The organism is Synechococcus sp. OH30, assembly GCF_047462175.1.
Taxonomy (GTDB): domain Bacteria; phylum Cyanobacteriota; class Cyanobacteriia; order Thermostichales; family Thermostichaceae; genus Thermostichus.
Map to the genome: position 1 here is coordinate 185,814 of NZ_JANSIP010000003.1, position 12,333 is coordinate 198,146.

The 12,333-nt window shown below is 59.7% G+C and carries 10 protein-coding genes; 6 read left to right on the forward strand and 4 right to left on the reverse strand.

From position 1 onward, the window contains the following. On the forward strand, positions 1–700 hold a 700-nt coding region (locus NW830_RS05155; protein WP_414404589.1), incomplete at its 5' end, for a hypothetical protein. 82 nt (positions 701–782) lie between these two features. Then, positions 783–1,454 carry a DUF1614 domain-containing protein gene (locus tag NW830_RS05160; RefSeq protein ID WP_414360315.1) on the forward strand — a complete coding sequence of 224 codons (672 nt, stop codon included), beginning with the start codon at positions 783–785 and terminating at the stop codon, positions 1,452–1,454. On the opposite strand, the gene NW830_RS05165 is transcribed toward NW830_RS05160, so the two are convergent. Continuing rightward, entirely contained in the window at positions 1,451–3,544 is a 2,094-nt protein-coding gene (locus NW830_RS05165; protein WP_414404590.1) for a caspase family protein, read from the reverse strand. The two genes, NW830_RS05160 and NW830_RS05165, sit on opposite strands and share 4 nt — an antisense overlap. Positions 3,545–3,814: 270 nt before the next feature. Between NW830_RS05165 and NW830_RS05170 the strand changes: the two genes are divergently transcribed. Further along, on the forward strand, positions 3,815–5,704 hold the full coding sequence (locus tag NW830_RS05170) for an ABC1 kinase family protein (RefSeq protein WP_414404591.1): 1,890 nt from the start codon (positions 3,815–3,817) through the stop codon (positions 5,702–5,704). Between the two features lie 92 nt (positions 5,705–5,796). On the opposite strand, the gene NW830_RS05175 is transcribed toward NW830_RS05170, so the two are convergent. Further along, entirely contained in the window at positions 5,797–6,171 is a 375-nt protein-coding gene (locus tag NW830_RS05175) for a hypothetical protein (protein ID WP_414360307.1), read from the reverse strand. 365 nt (positions 6,172–6,536) lie between these two features. Then, complete coding sequence (locus NW830_RS05180) at positions 6,537–7,007, reverse strand: hypothetical protein (RefSeq protein WP_414360304.1); 471 nt, start codon at positions 7,005–7,007, stop codon at positions 6,537–6,539. 430 nt (positions 7,008–7,437) lie between these two features. Between NW830_RS05180 and NW830_RS05185 the strand changes: the two genes are divergently transcribed. From NW830_RS05185 to NW830_RS05195, 3 genes are all read left to right on the forward strand, one after another. Then, complete coding sequence (locus NW830_RS05185) at positions 7,438–7,692, forward strand: DUF751 family protein (protein ID WP_414360301.1); 255 nt, start codon at positions 7,438–7,440, stop codon at positions 7,690–7,692. A gap of 168 nt (positions 7,693–7,860) precedes the next feature. Then, positions 7,861–9,384 (forward strand): site-2 protease family protein, encoded by a 1,524-nt coding sequence (locus tag NW830_RS05190; protein ID WP_414360299.1) that lies wholly within the window; start codon positions 7,861–7,863, stop codon positions 9,382–9,384. Between the two features lie 45 nt (positions 9,385–9,429). Continuing rightward, positions 9,430–11,253 (forward strand): aspartate kinase, encoded by a 1,824-nt coding sequence (locus NW830_RS05195; RefSeq protein WP_414360297.1) that lies wholly within the window; start codon positions 9,430–9,432, stop codon positions 11,251–11,253. On the opposite strand, the gene psbA is transcribed toward NW830_RS05195, so the two are convergent. Next, on the reverse strand, positions 11,250–12,308 hold the full coding sequence (psbA, locus tag NW830_RS05200) for a photosystem II q(b) protein (RefSeq protein ID WP_414360294.1): 1,059 nt from the start codon (positions 12,306–12,308) through the stop codon (positions 11,250–11,252). The genes NW830_RS05195 and psbA overlap by 4 nt on opposite strands. Positions 12,309–12,333: the final 25 nt, after the last annotated feature.

Below are 12,333 nucleotides of genomic sequence, written 5' to 3' on the forward strand. Positions count from 1 at the left end.
GCAAAAAAGCGAGCAGCTCCAAGAACTTGAAGCCCAGTTGGCCGAGCGGCGTCAGCTTTTGCAACAGCTCCAAGACAAAGATCGGCAAGTGCGAAGTCTCCAAGCAGAGATAGAGAGGCTGCGTGCGGAGCAGTTCCATGCAGGCGCAGACGAGATTAGAGAGCTGAGACTACAGCTTCAACAAAGGGATGAGGAAATAAAGACGCTGAAGACTGGCATAGAAGGTTATGAAAAGACTCTGTCTACAATTCTCCAGGGAAGAGGGCATTATACAAGGTACGAGCCGTCGGAAATAGATATAGTCTTGAAAATAACCGAGAAAGAGTTTTACCCACAAGAAGCTAAGAGTTTTATTTTGGAAATCCTGAGAGAGAAAATTAATAACGTACACGAAGGGAGCAGAGTCCAGCATATACTTAGAAACTTGGTTGAGAATAACGAAGCAAACGAGGGTGATGATCATCGTCGGAGAATTAGGGAATCTGTAGACAGCTTGTCTTCAGACTACAATGGATGGAGTGATTATTACAGAAAAAGGTTGGAAGAGCTCGGTTTTGAGGTCATCGCGGAAGATAATCATGTCAGGATTTGCTTTCACGGGGATAGACGCTACCAAATTAGCCTGTCCAAAACCCCTAGCGATCGGGAGGCCGGCCACAGCATTTCTCGGGATATCCGCAACACTATTTTTGGTCTCTAGACAATCTTGAGGCGCCTCCTCTGAGGCCAAGAAAAGTTGAACCGAGTCCTGGTAGGCTGGAGAAAAGCCTGGGATCCCTGCCATGTTCTACCTACCGTTCTCGCTGTTGCTGTTTTTGATGCTGGTGCTGCTGCTGCCCTTCCTCTGGCTGGGGCTAGCGGTGGACGTGGTGGCGCTGGCGGTGGAGAAGCTGGGGTTCTCGCGGGAGGGGGCGCTGTTGCTGCTGCTAGCCATCCTGGTGGGCAGCTCGGTCAATATTCCTCTCTATCGCGTCAAGTGCGAGGTAACTCTGGTAGAGGATCTGGCCAGCCTGTGGATGCGGCAATTTTGGGGGATCCCGTTGGCCAAAATCTCCCAGGAGACGGTGATTGCCCTCAACGTGGGTGGAGGGCTGATCCCGGTGCTCTTGGCCCTATATCAATTTGGCCGGGCTGATGGGCTGTTGATCCTGGCTGTAACGGCACTGGTAACGGTGGTCAGCTACTACGCTTCCCACGTGGTGCCCGGGATCGGCATTCAGATGAATCCGCTAGTTGCGCCGGCCACGGCAGCCCTAGCCGCTCTATTCTGGGCCGGGGATCAGGCGCCGGCGGTGGCCTTTGCCGGCGGGGTTTTGGGCACAGTGATTGGAGCGGATCTGCTGCACCTGCCGGAAGTGCTGCGACGCAATTGCTCGGGCATTCTCAGCATTGGCGGGGCCGGCGTTTTCGATGGCATTGCCCTCTGTGGTCTGTTTGCCCTGTTGCTGAGCTAGACCAGCAAATAGGTGAGGGAAAGGGTAACAGCCTGGCTGGGATCCAGCCAGCGCAGATCGGGATCCCCTTCGGGCGGACGACGGGTCAGCTCTTCTAGCAGCATCTGCGTCCACTCCAGCGGTTTGCTGAGCAACATCGGCGAACGGGTTATCCCCTGCTGACGGACCATGGCTTTGAGGGCTTCCAAGCTGGTCGATAAAGGGCGAGTACTGGCCACAAACAATAGCTCAGTCAACCCCTGGGCATGGCAGGTAAGCAGGTCGGGAGGAACGGCAGAGTCAGGCAGGGGCGGTAAGGTCAGGGTACCCTTGGCCTCAAGGCGCAGTGGCAGAGCAGGGTCGTCCTGGGGCAGGGGAGCCAGCAGGTGCACTTGCCCACCGGGATCGACCATCAACAGGTAGCCGAACAGATCTTGGTTCCCCTCGTTGCGCAGGATGAGATAGAGGGGCTCGCCGCGCAGGAAGCGCTGGATGCCTGGCTCCGCAGGGGCTCCTTGGGCAAACCGTGCCGCTCGTGAGGGTTTGAAGGTAGACAATTCTCCCACCACCGCCAGCGGCGAGATGGCCGCGTTGAGGGTGGTCCGCAGGCGCTTGGCTGCCAGCAGATGAGCCAGACGGGGTGCCAGCCGCTGCACCGCTGTAGCTGCCGCTTCCCCTGGCGGGCCACAGGAATTGAGGAGCAACTCGCGTCCCGGCCAAAAAAGGCTGTAGCTGTTAACTTCCAAGGGCTTGGACAAAGCATCCACCTGGAAAGCAGCGGCCATTTCGGGGGTGATGCGGCCCAGCAGGCAATCCACCTGGCGCTCGCGCGGGTTGGCTGTCTCCATCCAGCTGTAGCCAGCGATGGCATTGGTTAGGTCCACCCTTTCAACGCGGCCCAAGCTCTCCTCCAGGCCCACCAGCAGCTTGAGGTTGCTGGGGAGGACGCGCAACTGCTCGCGCACCAGCGTCCCCACCGGAGGCAATTGACCTTCCCCATTGGCCGGCTGCACCTGCGCCCACAGCCCACTGCGAGAACGAACCAGAAGCGGCAGCGGGGAAACGGTGGAAGGTTCGGCAGCAAGGGGAGCCAAAAGAGTACCCGGCTGCAGACCCCACAAGGCGGCCGCCGGGATCCCTCCCAGCCACACCTGGGCTCGATTCCCCTTCACCTCTTGGATGACTCCACTGGCTACCCCTTGGGAAGGGGTAAGAAAGTAGGGGGGGATACGCCGAGCCGTTTCTCTACCTTCGAGGGTAGGACGCTGACAGGAAAATAGGCCCAGCTCCCGCCGCCCCGCCACTTGGCTGAAAGCAATCAGCAGGCGCGTAGCTGGCGTGGTTTCCCACAGGTACTGAGTCAGCAGGTAGGTGAGCACCCCCGCATGGAATCCGGGCCAGGCGGCTTCCGCTGCCAAGTCTTGGGGGGTGGTGGCGGCAATCAACACCCCTTTGGGCGGCGAGGGCCAAGCCTGTTGCTCTGCCGCAGAGGGTAGACGGCCGGGATCCGGCACCGTGGAGGCTGCTGCTGGCAGAGCGGGTGGGCGGGAGCGCAGTTGCAAGTTGCCCCGTACGGCGGGGGCAACATAGGTAAAGCCACAATCAAGTACAGTTGTAATCTGGGCTGTGCCTAGGCCTTGCACAAGCTGGAAAAAGTGCTCCAGACCCATGGCTTCAGGGCCTTCAGGCCCAGACAACAGCAACACCGGTTGCCAGCGCCTCGGCTCGGCCCCTGCCCGCCACTGGCCATAGCCACTAAACTGGATCACCACGGTTGCAGCCGTCTGACTTGAAGCGCCCAGGTGCTCAGCAAAAGCCAATTCGATCCCTTTTGGCGTAGCTGCGGCATCGGTGAGGGTGAGAATGCCTGCTGGGTCAAAGTCAAAGCGGTATAGCAGCAGCTCCCGCTGCAGCTCCACATCTGTAACGCAGCCCTGCAGGGGGGATCCCTCGCCAGGGTAGCGGTTAATGCCAATTAGAAGAGCCAACTTGCGGGAGGTGGCTGCCAAAGCTTGTCCATAACGCTTAGCCTGGCTGGCTAGCCAGCCAGGAGGCAGGCCAAGGCCAGCAGCAGCCAAGAGTAACTTTTGGAGAAAAGACCGCCTTTCCATGCTGACCTGCTGGGTTGCCCCCTTGGCCTAACGGCTAACCCATTGGCCTAAACTTTGCACCCAACCTGTTGCTGCCTATTTCAGGATATCTTTATCCACCCCAGGTTTTTCGAGGGATCTGGGAACAGTTTCCAGCCTTTTTTGACCTTCTTTGGCCCAGCCTCTGCCTCTAGAGCAAGGAGATTTGACGTCCCGGGTCACCCGCCCAGCCCAAAAGCCGCTTGCGAACCCAGCAGGTTAAGATGTGTTACGAGATCCGTCGGGACTTCTATGGGCGCAACACGGTCAACAGTGGCCGCAACCCAGCCAGGGAGGGCAGAACAACCTGTGACGGCGGGGGGGTGGCAACCCTCGCAACCAGCTCTGCGCTATGACCCAGAGCAGTTGGCCAGGCAATACCGGGGGCGCTGGGATCTGGTGCTGAGGCGTCTTTTTCAGTTGATTACCCCCTTTTTGGGACTGTTGATCTGGGTCCTGTGGGATCGCTGGCGGGGAGTGGAGCTGCAAAATCGTCCCCAGCACGCGGCGCGGCTGCGAGAGATCCTCACGCAACTGGGGCCGACAGCTATCAAAATTGGCCAGGCCCTCTCCACCCGGCCCGACTTGGTCTCGCCTCTTTTCCTGGAAGAGCTGGCCAAGCTTCAGGATGAGCTACCCCCGTTTGACAATGCCACTGCCTTTGCCCTCATCGAGTCGGAGCTCGGCCGGCCGGTAGAACAAATCTTTCGCGAGATTAGCCCCGAGCCAATAGCGGCTGCCAGCCTGGGGCAAGTTTACCAAGCCTATTTGCACACGGGAGAGAAAGTCGCTGTCAAGGTGCAGCGACCCGATTTGATTGAACGCATCTCCCTTGACATGTACATCGTTCGTAGCCTGGCCGCCTGGGCCAAGCGCACCTTTCGCCGTATCCGCAGTGACTTGGTGGGGATTGTCGATGAGTTTGCCAGCCGGCTGTACGAAGAGATGGACTACACCCAGGAGGGCCGCAACGCCGAGCGCTTCCTGGAGCTGTATCGCCACCCCTCCATCTACGCTCCCAAAATCTACTGGGAGTACACCCGCACCAAGGTGCTGACGATGGAGTGGATCGACGGCATCAAGCTAACCCAGCTTGACAAGATCACGGCGGCAGGTTTGGACGGGCGGCACCTGATCGAGATTGGGGTTAACTGCTCCCTTAAGCAGCTTTTGGAGCACGGCTTTTTCCATGCCGATCCCCATCCCGGTAATCTCTTAGCGATGTACGACGGGCGGCTGGCCTACATTGACTTTGGGATGATGAGCACCATCCAGCCCCACCAGCGCTACGGCCTCATCAAGGCCATTGTCCACTTGGTGAACCGGGATTTTGTTGCCCTGGCCCAGGACTATGTGGATCTGGAATTCCTAGATCCCGATACTGACCTCACGCCCATCATTCCCGCCCTAGAGGCTGTCTTTGCAGAAGCCTTGGGCAGCTCCGTGGCGGAGCTAAATTTCAAAAGTATTACTGACAGGCTCTCGGGGGTGATGTACGACTTCCCCTTCCGCGTACCTGCCTACTACGCCCTCATCATCCGCTCTCTGCTCACCTTAGAGGGGATCGCCATTGGTTTGGATCCCAACTTCAAAGTGTTGAGCGTGGCCTATCCCTACGTCGCCCAGCGGCTCCTCACCGACCCCGCTCCAGAGCTGCGCGAGTCTCTACGGGAGCTGCTGTTTAACCAGGGGCAATTTCGCTGGAACCGCCTGGAGAATCTGCTGCGCAATGCCGTCAACAGCGAGGATTTTGACCTGCAGGGATCCCTGGAAAAAGCCATTGACTTCCTCTTTTCTGAGCGGGGAGCTTTCCTGCGAGAGCACCTGGTGGATATCCTCTTTTCCAGCTCAGGAAACGGGGCTGCAGACGGCTTGGCCCATCTGCAGCGTCTGTGGGCCATCCTCAGTAGTAACCCAGCCTTTCAGCCGCTGCAACTTCTGCTTCTGGTGGCCAAGGTAGCCACTAGACCGGAGGCCCAACAACTGGGGCAGCAGCTGGCCTCCCGCTGGTTGCAGCGCCTGGCAGCCCGTCTAATCCGAGACTTGTTGCTGGCGGAGGAGGAGAAGGAGCCACCAGCCTCCCTAGATGGGCGAACGGGATCCCCCAAACCAGCGACTCGCCTCTCCGCTTCCGTAGCGTAGGGGTAGGCAAGCTGGGGAAATTCGAGCTAGCTTTGCTTGCTGCAGAACTTCCCCAGCCAACCCCCTAGTCTAGTTTGCTGCCTCAGCTTCCCCTACTGGGCGCTGTCGTTTTTGGGACTGGGAGTGTTGAGAGCTAGCATCATCCACTCGGAAAATTCATCGCGGCGGAAAACTTGGGGACAGGAGCGCGGGCCAAAACGCAGTAGGCTAGGCATGCCGTGCTCTTTGAGGCGAGCTCGCAGCCAGGTGCCAACGCCTGTCTTGCCATCGTTGGGCATTTCGGTTTGAAAGTCACTGTACATCAGCAACAACTGACTGCGGGACTGGAGCACGGCGTTTTCTTGGATCAACTTCGGCAGGGAAAGGCTAGCGTCTGAATTGCTGGCTTTGGTTGGCTCATGACGACGGCTGCGAGAACGAGATTTAGCACTTTCGCGGTTCTTACGAGCTTTCGGTTCAATGGCCATAGAATCTCCTAGACAACTAAGGGACTCCCAGAAGGGACAAAAGCCGGAACTCGCAGGCTGAAGAAAGAGCCCGCTGCGGAAGGTAGCTCGATGGGTACAGTCCTGGAGCAATCGCTGAGAAGTAGGGACACACGCTCTCAGTCCAGCGAGGGAAAAACTGCGCCAGCTTGCCACCAAAGCTTGAGATCCCTTGCCTGCCGCGGCAATCTCCAGCGCATCGAGTTCCTGGCCACACATCCAGGACTTGGCTTCGTTTTGCCTAACGGGGCTTGGCTACCCCCAGTCTGCAGAGTAGGGAAGTCCGGATGTTACTTTTAATATGACTTAAAACCGGACAGGTGAACACTCCTTAGCCAGAAGCAAGCTCAGGTTTGCAGGTTTTGTCGGCCGTTGCGGAGCACCCGCAGCGACTCCAGCAGCCGCATCTCCAGATCCTGTAAAACCTGATCCACGTAGCGGTGGGCCTCCCGCTGGAGACGCTCTGACTCTTGGAGGGTCTGTCGCCGCACTTCCTCGCTCTGTTGGTAGGTTTGCCGCAACAACTGTTCCGCTTGAGCTTGGGCTTGGCGGAGGATGGTTGATTCGCTAACAAGCTGCTCGGCCCGGCGCTGGGCCATGGCCACGATTTCCTGGGCGTAGCGATGGGCCTCCGCCAAGATCTGATCCCGCTGGCGCAGCACTTCCTCAGCTTCCTCCAAAGCAGTGGGCAAGGTAAGGCGAATGAAGTCCAACTGCTCCAGGATCTTTTCTTCGTCGATGAGGGTGCGAGACCAGAACAAACGGGGACTGCTGAGAATGGCCGCCTCCAGTTGATCCAGGGCCTCCTGAACACGCATTAATGCCAGGGCCTGATCCCCAGGCAGCTCCCCAGCACGATTGAAGGCATCAGAGGACAATTCTTGCATTAGTCCAGCAAAGGAGGCCGGATAACCCCTACCATATCCATATCAGGTTTCCTGCTGCTTCAGCCAGCGGTTAGTGCGGGGCGGAAAAGCCCGCTCGCGTTAGCGGGACATAGTCCTTAAGCGACTTGAGTCGCTTGCCAATGCTACAATTGCTCCTAGGCAAGCACCTGCCCCGGTAAAAAATCCGGACAGGGCTGTAAGTCAACAAGTAAGCGGAGCCAACCATCTAGGGGCGTTTTGACAGCGCCTTTACGAGTCCCTCTGTGGACTGCGTAAGAATCCCTTGACTAAGGACTATGTCTTGCTTCGCGACTAGTCAGGGGAGTGTCAATAGGGAGTGGACTTGGATTGCTTTCTGCCCATGCCCCAGCCGCAGCCTCCCCACCGATTAGAAGATCAATTTGTGGAGAATGTCTCCCGCTACCCTACCTACTTCATTACTGTCTTGCTAGGAGGGATCTGGGCTGGCCTCCAGCCCTTTGTGAACCTGTATCGCAAAAGCCGGACGGCAGGGGCTCTGGTGACGCTGGGAGCCCTGGCTCTGCTGCTGTTTGTCTATTTCACCCTGCGGGCAATGACGGGGCATCCCTTTCTTCCAGCCTGGATGTTGGGCTGAGGGGGAGGATCCTCTCCGTCGCTTACAAAAGCAAGTGCCCCCCACCGCCTGCTTAGATCCGGGTGCTGCTTTAAGCCGAGCGAGCTCCTAAGAGATCCCTAGGGGTGGCGGTAGCAAGCGGAGGAGGTTTGCCGCTAGCTTGGTAGGGGTATCTCCATATTTGAGCTCATGGCAGATTGGATCCTGTTGGCGCTGGTGGGTTCAACAACCTACCTGCTGCTACAAAAAAGCGTGGCCCGCCTCTCCAAGGTGCCGTGGCGGATCCTGTGGCTGGTGATGATGCTGCCCCCCCTGATTTGGGTGCTGGGGCGGCAGGTGTTTCAGTACGAAATGCCCCCTTTGCTGATGTTGGGGCTGTTTTTGGCTTCTTACTTTGCCAGCATGACCCTGGTGCGGCGGGGGCGTCTCCAGGCTCCACCAGCAAGCCCTCCGCCTCGGGCGGAAAACACCCCGGTCAAGCGGGATCCCGAACCAGAGCAGGAGCCTTTGCTGGAGAGAGAGGAAGACGAGGAGGAAGGGGCTGCGGCTGCTCCCCTTTCCATCGCTGAGGTGTCGCGGGAAAAGCTCAATCGCTGCTTTCCTTGGAACGTTTTCTATCTGCAAAGCGTGGAATACCGCCCTCAGGCCATCATCTGCCGCGGCAATTTGCGGGCGGATCCCACCGAAGCCTATGAGCGGGTGCAGCGGAATGTGGAAACCACCTTTGGCAAGCGCTTTCTAGTGGTGCTCCAGGAGGGGTTTGCCGGCAAGCCCTTTTTTGCTCTGGTGCCCAACCCAGCGGCGCGGCGCTCCCCAACCCGTCAGGAAGAATGGCCTCTGCTGGCGCTGGGGCTACTGCTGTTTACCTTTTGGACAACTCTAACTGCCGGCGCCCAGGCGGCTGGGGTCAGCCCTGATCGGTTGCTGCATTTGCCCTCGCTACTGCAGGGGCTGCCCTATGCGGTGGGGATCCTGGCCATTCTGGGATCCCATGAGGGGATCCGCTACTGGGTGGCCCGCCGCCACGGCATCAAAACCTCGCTCCCCTACTTCATTCCGGTGCCTTTTGTTTTGGGAACTTTTGGGGCCTTCATTGAGCTGAAAGAACCGGTGCCCAACCGCAAGGTGCTGTTTGACATTGCCGTTGCCGGGCCGCTGGCAGGCAGCCTCGTTGCTTTGGCAATGTTGCTCCTGGGGCTAGTCTTTTCGACGCCTGCGGATCCTCCGGCAGTGCCAGAGGGGCAGCCGACCCCGATTAGCTTCCATCGCATCGATCCACGCCTATCGGTGCTGCTAGCAATCCTGGCGCGTATGGTGCTGGGGGATCAATTGCAGCCGGGCCAGGTGATCGATCTGCACCCCTTGGCCTTTGCCGGCTGGCTGGGTCTAGTGGTGGTTGCCTTTAACCTGGTGCCGGTGGGCCAACTGGATGGGGGCCACCTTGTCCACGCCGTCTATGGCCAGCAGATGGGGGCCAATGTGGGGCGAGTAACTCGCTGGCTGGTGCTGCTGCTGGCCTTGACGGTGCAGCCCTGGCTGTTATTGTGGGCGCTGCTGCTGTTTGTTATCTCCAGTGCCGACGAGCCGGCCCTCAACGACGTCACTGAGCTGGATGAGGGGCGGGAGCTGCTGGGGCTGGGGATGCTGACGTTGCTGGTGTTGATCCTGCTGCCGGTGCCACCCTTTTTGCAAACTTGGTTGGGCTTGGCCTAGTTCGGGGTAGGATCCAAACCACGCCTAACCAGCTCAGCCCTAGCCATGCCAGCAGGTTTAATTGTCCAGAAGTACGGCGGCACCTCTGTCGGCTCCATTGAGCGCATCCAGGCCGTGGCCCAGCGGGTGGCCCACACGGTGGATCAGGGCCAGCGGGTGGTGGTGGTGGTCTCAGCGATGGGAGAGGAAACAGACCGCCTGGTGGAACTGGGGGAACAGATCCTCCAGGGATCCCCGACCACGCCGGCCCAGTGGCGGGAGTGGGACATGCTCCTTTCCACGGGCGAGCAGGTAAGCATTGCCCTGCTGGCCTTGGCGCTGCAGCGCTTGGGCTATCCTGCCGTTTCGCTGACGGCGGCTCAGGTAGGGATTGTTACCACCCGGGATCACGGGCGGGCCCGCATTTTGCACATCCACACCGACCGCCTCTGGCAGCACTTGGAGCGGGGAGAGGTGGTGGTGGTGGCCGGCTTTCAGGGCATCACCAGCCTGACTGAGCTGGAAATTACCACCCTGGGGCGGGGGGGATCCGACACTACGGCGGTGGCTTTGGCGGTGGCTCTGGGAGCAGAGCTGTGCGAGATCTACACCGATGTGCCAGGGATCTTTACTACCGACCCGCGCAAGGTACCCGAGGCTAGGTTGTTGCCAGAGATTACTGCCGACGAGATGCTGGAGCTGGCCAGCTTGGGAGCGCAGGTGCTCCACCCCCGCTCCGTAGAAATTGCCCGCAACTACGGCGTCAAGCTGCGGGTGCGCTCCAGCCTGGAGCCGCTGCAGGCAGGATCCGAGGGCACCCTCATTCTTTCTCCTCCTCCCCGCCCTCGCCCCGCCGATAGTAGCATTGAGCTGGGCCGGGCAGTGGATACGGTGGAGCTGGATTGGGATCAGGCCAAGGTGGTGTTGGTGGGAGTGCCGGATCGCCCGGGCATTGCCGCTCAGCTGTTCCAGGAAATTGCGGCAGCCGGGATCAACGTCGATTTAATCCTGCAGTCGCTCCACCTCAGTGCAGCCGAGGGATCCCCTACCAACGACATTGCCTTTACCGTCAGCCGGGCGCAGGCAGCCCAGGCGGCAGCCGTGGCACAGCAGGTGGGCCAGGAGCTGGGGTGTAGGGAAGTCCTCGTCGAGGAGGCGGTGGCCAAGGTCAGCATTGCCGGGGTGGGGATGATGGGTCGCCCGGGCATTGCCGCCGAGATGTTTCGAGTGCTAGCGGAAGCCGGGATCAATCTCCAGATGATCTCCATGTCGGAGATCAAGGTAAGCTGTGTGGTGGCTGCTGAGCGGGCTGGGGAGGCCGCCCTGGCCTTGGGAGAAGCCTTTCAGGTCATCCCCCACTTGCATCGGGTCACGGTAGCTCCTGGCCGGGATCCCCTCCCCAGCAGCCACCCCGTGCGGGGCGTTGCCCTGGATCTCAAGCAGTCGCGGCTGGGCATCCGCAAGGTGCCGGACCGCCCAGGGACGGCTGCCCATCTGTTTGGGCGCCTGGCCGCAGCTGGCGTTATCGTCGATACCATCATCCAAAGCCAGCGGGGCTACCACAATGGGATCCCCAGCACCGACATTGCCTTTACTGTGCCCCAGGAGCAAGCGCTGGCGGCTGAGGCCGTGTGCCGGCAGGTGGCCGAGGAGCTGCAGGCGGCGGGGGTCGAAGCCGACCACGATATCGCTAAGGTGAGCATCGTCGGCGCCGGCATGGAAATTTATCCCGGCGTCGCCGCGCGCTTTTTCGCTGCCTTGGCCAACGCCGGGATCAACATTGAGATGATTGGCACCTCAGAGATTAAGGTAAGCTGCGTGGTGCGACGGGAGCAAGGAATCCGCGCTCTGCAAGCTGCCCACCGCGCCTTTGAACTCGACCGAGCCTAGTCGGCTTTGGCTGCCAGCAGCAGGGGGAAGTGGTGGGCGTTGGGGGCGTGCATGGCCTGGATCCCCAGGTTGGCGCGGTTGAGGAGGTCGGCGTAGGTGGGGATAAACCGACCCTGGCTATCCAGAATGGACTGGTTGAAGTTGAAGCCATTGAGGTTAAAGGCCATCACCCCAATGCCAATGGCTGCCGCCCAAATCCCTACGGTCGGCAGGGCCGCCATCCAGAAGTGGACAGAGCGGCTGTTGCGCCAGCCAAGGCTTGGGATCCCCAGCCGCCCCAAAAAGGCGTAGTGGCCGGCCAGGAAGTTGTAGGTGACCTCCTCTTGGCCAAAGCGGTAGCCGGCATTGGCCGACTCCTCTTCCGAGGTCTCCCGGATTAGGCTGGAGAGCACTAGGGAGCCGTGTAGAGACGCCAACAGGGCGCCGCCAAACACCCCGGCTACCCCCAGCCAACTGGTGGGGTGCATCAAGAGGTTGTGTTCCGCCTGGAAGGCCAGCATGAAGTGGAAGGTACCGGCAATCCCCAGCGGCAGTCCCTCTGAGAAGCTGCCCTGGCCGATGGGGTAGACCAAGAGCACCGCTGTAGCGGCAGCCGCTGGCGCAGAAAAGGCCACCGCAATCCAGGGGCGCATGCCCAGCCGGTAGCTCAACTCCCACTGCCGGCCAAGGTAGCACCACACCCCAAGGAGAAAGTGAAACACGATGAGCTGGTAGGGGCCGCCGTTGTAGAGCCACTCATCCAGGGAAGCAGCTTCCCAGATGGGGTAGAAGTGCAGGGCAATGGCGGCTGAGGTGGGCACCACCGCTGCAGAAATGAGGTTGTTGCCCCCCAACAAAGAGCCAATCACCGGCTCGCGGATCCCGTCCATATCCACCGGCGGCGCGGCAATGAAGGCAATTACAAAACAAAAGGCTGCCGCCAACAACGTTGGGATCATCAATACGCCAAACCAGCCAATGTAAAGCCGGTTTTCGGTGCTGGTAATCCACTGACAAAAACTTTCCCAACTCCACAGCCGCCGCGCAGCAGCGGAGCGACGAATGACCGTACTCATAGGCCAACTCCTAGAAAATTTCAGC

What these genes read in the sequence shown, in the direction of transcription:
- NW830_RS05160 (WP_414360315.1), top strand. Translation starts at nt 783, where the DNA reads ATGTTCTACCTACCGTTCTCGCTGTTGCTGTTTTTGATGCTGGTGCTG.
- NW830_RS05165 (WP_414404590.1), bottom strand. Translation starts at nt 3,544, where the DNA reads ATGGAAAGGCGGTCTTTTCTCCAAAAGTTACTCTTGGCTGCTGCTGGC.
- NW830_RS05170 (WP_414404591.1), top strand. Translation starts at nt 3,815, where the DNA reads ATGGGCGCAACACGGTCAACAGTGGCCGCAACCCAGCCAGGGAGGGCA.
- NW830_RS05175 (WP_414360307.1), bottom strand. Translation starts at nt 6,171, where the DNA reads ATGGCCATTGAACCGAAAGCTCGTAAGAACCGCGAAAGTGCTAAATCT.
- NW830_RS05180 (WP_414360304.1), bottom strand. Translation starts at nt 7,007, where the DNA reads ATGCGTGTTCAGGAGGCCCTGGATCAACTGGAGGCGGCCATTCTCAGC.
- NW830_RS05185 (WP_414360301.1), top strand. Translation starts at nt 7,438, where the DNA reads ATGCCCCAGCCGCAGCCTCCCCACCGATTAGAAGATCAATTTGTGGAG.
- NW830_RS05190 (WP_414360299.1), top strand. Translation starts at nt 7,861, where the DNA reads ATGGCAGATTGGATCCTGTTGGCGCTGGTGGGTTCAACAACCTACCTG.
- NW830_RS05195 (WP_414360297.1), top strand. Translation starts at nt 9,430, where the DNA reads ATGCCAGCAGGTTTAATTGTCCAGAAGTACGGCGGCACCTCTGTCGGC.
- psbA (WP_414360294.1), bottom strand. Translation starts at nt 12,308, where the DNA reads ATGAGTACGGTCATTCGTCGCTCCGCTGCTGCGCGGCGGCTGTGGAGT.